The 3,058-nt window shown below is 48.5% G+C and carries 4 protein-coding genes and 1 pseudogene; all 5 read left to right on the plus strand.

Going from position 1 to position 3,058, the window contains the following annotated elements; translation table 11 throughout:
* Positions 1–112 (plus strand): annotated as a pseudogene (locus ACTO17_RS19685) (response regulator); the annotation flags it as partial.
* Positions 113–173: 61 nt separating this feature from the next.
* Positions 174–665 (plus strand): winged helix-turn-helix domain-containing protein, encoded by a 492-nt coding sequence (locus tag ACTO17_RS19690; RefSeq protein ID WP_022745526.1) that lies wholly within the window; start codon positions 174–176, stop codon positions 663–665.
* Positions 666–1,132: 467 nt separating this feature from the next.
* Positions 1,133–1,552 carry a sigma-70 family RNA polymerase sigma factor gene (locus tag ACTO17_RS19695; protein ID WP_016217843.1) on the plus strand — a complete coding sequence of 140 codons (420 nt, stop codon included), beginning with the start codon at positions 1,133–1,135 and terminating at the stop codon, positions 1,550–1,552.
* 606 nt (positions 1,553–2,158) lie between these two features.
* Positions 2,159–2,374, plus strand: coding sequence for a DUF6870 family protein (locus tag ACTO17_RS19700; protein ID WP_004083374.1), 216 nt, complete (start codon positions 2,159–2,161; stop codon positions 2,372–2,374).
* 138 nt (positions 2,375–2,512) lie between these two features.
* Positions 2,513–3,058: recombinase family protein (locus ACTO17_RS19705; RefSeq protein WP_482559123.1), on the plus strand; the 546-nt coding region annotated here is incomplete at its 3' end.

The following is a 3,058-nucleotide window of genomic DNA, read 5'->3' on the forward strand; positions in this document are numbered from 1 at the left end:
TGCCACGGAATATGAATACCGGCATGAGGGTATCAATGACTATTTCATGTCCCCGGTCAATATTCCGGAGCTGATACGGAGAATTATGTATTTTGTTGAAGATTCAAAATAATGGTAAAAATCTTGAAATAAAGTTGATTTGAAGGAGGTGGTGACATGGGAAATTAGCCGTATTGGATATATCTGAATCCGGCAGACAAATTGGAGAAAAATTGTTTGCTTTGCTTGATACAGAGCAGCAGAAAGATTTATTGCAGTATATTCTTAATAGAGAAAATCTGAGTGATTTTCCCGATATTTTCCTATGTACTGTTTCTAAATGTCACGGTTTCCAGAATGGTTCAGTTCAACCATTATTGGAAATCCGGGAAGGTGATCTGTATTTTTGCCTGGAAGAAAGAACGGTGTGTGTCGGCAGTCAGGAGATAGAATTAACAGCTAAAGAATTCGATGCACTCCACTTACTGATTGTCAACAAGAAACGGGTATTGACCTTTGAGACCATAGCTTACCATGTTTGGGGCGAAGAATATATTGACGTTACACCGAAAACAATCCATAATCTGTTGAGCCGCCTTCGCCAGAAACTTCAAATTGCACCTGAAGCACCTGAATATGTTATCAGTGTGCGGGGCGTCGGTTATAAATTTGATGCTGGAATATGACAGATAAATTTAGGGCATTTTTAGGACATTACCGGGAAAGGCTGGCGATAAAAAGCGAATATGCCCCTGTATAATATCCCCCATGTAACAGGTTGGGGGATATATCAAAGGATAGTGACAAATCCATTTATACTCCCCCAGATATGGGGGCAGACATGCACATTAGAAAAGTCCTATATTTTCACAGGAAACGACAAAAAAATAGCCAAATATATTTTAGTGCCGCAGTTCAAAAAGCTGCGGCACTTTTTGTATCGACATATTTTTATTTTTTCTCCCAGCAATCAGCAAAATGTTCCATTAAGCGCGCGCCTGTAACAAAACGGGTACGCGCTCTTTTCTTATCTACAAAACAGACAAACTTTCCTGCTGCCTCTGTTGCAGGTGATAGTCCGGGGTGTCGCTCCCCACCCTCTGATTTCGATTTTGCCTATCAACTAAAAAAATCGAAATCGGAGGAATTACACATGAAAGAAATCAATCTGCGGGACTATTACCCGTTCTATACGAAAGATAATATTGTTGAAGTGCCGGACGAGGTGGCCGACCTGCTCCGGGAATATAAATTAAGCGAGGCAGCCCATTTCCTGCGTACATACCGGCATAAGGCATATTTTTCTCTGGACTATGACAAGAATGTTGAACGTGATGCCCTTGTGGTCGTGCTTGCGCCGGAAGATATTCTGATCCATGAGGAAGAACATGGGCGGCTGTACCGGGCCATTACCCTGTTGCCTGAAAAGCAGCGGAACCGGATATGCTCGCACTATCTGTTGGGAATGAGCCTTTCCGAAATTGCCAAAAGCGAACACTCGGCGGTAAGCTCCGTGCATGAAGGAATCCAGCGCGGACTCCGACGCCTGAAAAAAATTCTGGAAGAAATTTAATCCTGCCCCCGAAAATAACCCTCAAAAATGAAATGAATAATAGAGGGACATATTTATCCGGCAGGACAAGCCTGGCGGGTGTGGCCGTACAGCACATGCTCCGGCCCGCCCCAACTGAAAAACTGTCATAACTGCCACGCCCCTCGCTTGCTCCTTGACAACCGAATACACGCTGTTACAGGTACTTCATTCTGTGTTCCGAGCGGCAGATGGGGCGGCGCGGTGACAGGCGGCCTAAGGAGGTGATGAATCCAGGCTGTCCGAGCGGTAAACGCAACCCACGAAACCGGCTGTGGCAGGCCGGACGCGACAACGGCACAGATCATAATGGTACTTCCTCACGGCTCCCTAAAGACTTGGGGAGAGTTCCTGCGGCGTGCGCCTGCTCTGGCAAAGCGGCGGCGTATGCGGGGCTATGATGCGGCAACGCTATCCGCAGCCTGTAACAGCCCTGCCCTGTTCGTTCAGGGCCTGCCGGGGGGCGTGGCAAATACGGCAGCTGATCGAAATCAGATACAATGGGCCGGGTCTGTGAGTGTATGAGCGCAGGCCCGACTTATTCATGTGGTTTCGATAGCCAGAAATTTTCAGGAAGGAGTTGGTATTATGGAAAATACGGTTGTTGCCGGCAGAACCGGCGCACTGGTGGACATCCGGGAGGTTGCCGTTGATAAGGAGCTTTCCCGTGAGGAACGGATTGCCGAATTTGTACGGCAGATCAAAGACCCTTACCGCTTCAAATGCGGGCGGTTCACCGTACAGGCCAGCTTTGCCGCAGGCGGCGCTACCCTGGAGGAATGTATCAAGGGAATCTTACGGTGAGCCGGATTATTTTAGGAAAAGGGCTGACTTTCCCGCAGGGGCGTGGTACAATAAGAACTGGAAAAGGAATTGAATACGGCACAGCCACACTTCTTGGATTGCGGGGATTTTTCTGCGCAATGAAAGGAGTGTTTTTTTATGCAGGTTTACAAAGCCATTAAGTACATCCGTCTTTCTTATACCGATGATAAGACGGTGGAAAGCGACAGCGTCGCCAACCAGCGGCGGCTGATTGATGATTATATTGCCCGGCACCCGGAGATTGAAGTCGTGGCAGAAAAGATTGACGACGGTTACAGCGGGGTCCTCTTTGACCGCCCGGCATTTCAGGAAATGATGCGGATGATCGAGCAGGGCGAGGCCAACTGTGTGATCGTCAAAGACCTCTCCCGCCTGGGTCGTGAATACATAGAGACCGGCCGCTATATGCGCCGGGTATTTCCGGCCTACGGCGTCCGCTTTATCGCCATCAATGATAACGTGGACACGGAGAATGACGCTGCCGATGACCTTACCGTATCGGTAAAAAACATTATGAACGAGGCATACAGCCGGGACATTTCCGTCAAGACCCGGAGCGCCTTGGAAGTGAAGCGGCGCAGCGGGGATTTTGTAGGAGCCTTTACCATCTACGGCTATATCAAAGCTGGCGACAAACACAAGAGCCTGGAGGTTGACGGGTAC

The sequence above is a fragment of the Petralouisia sp. genome (assembly GCF_056822245.1).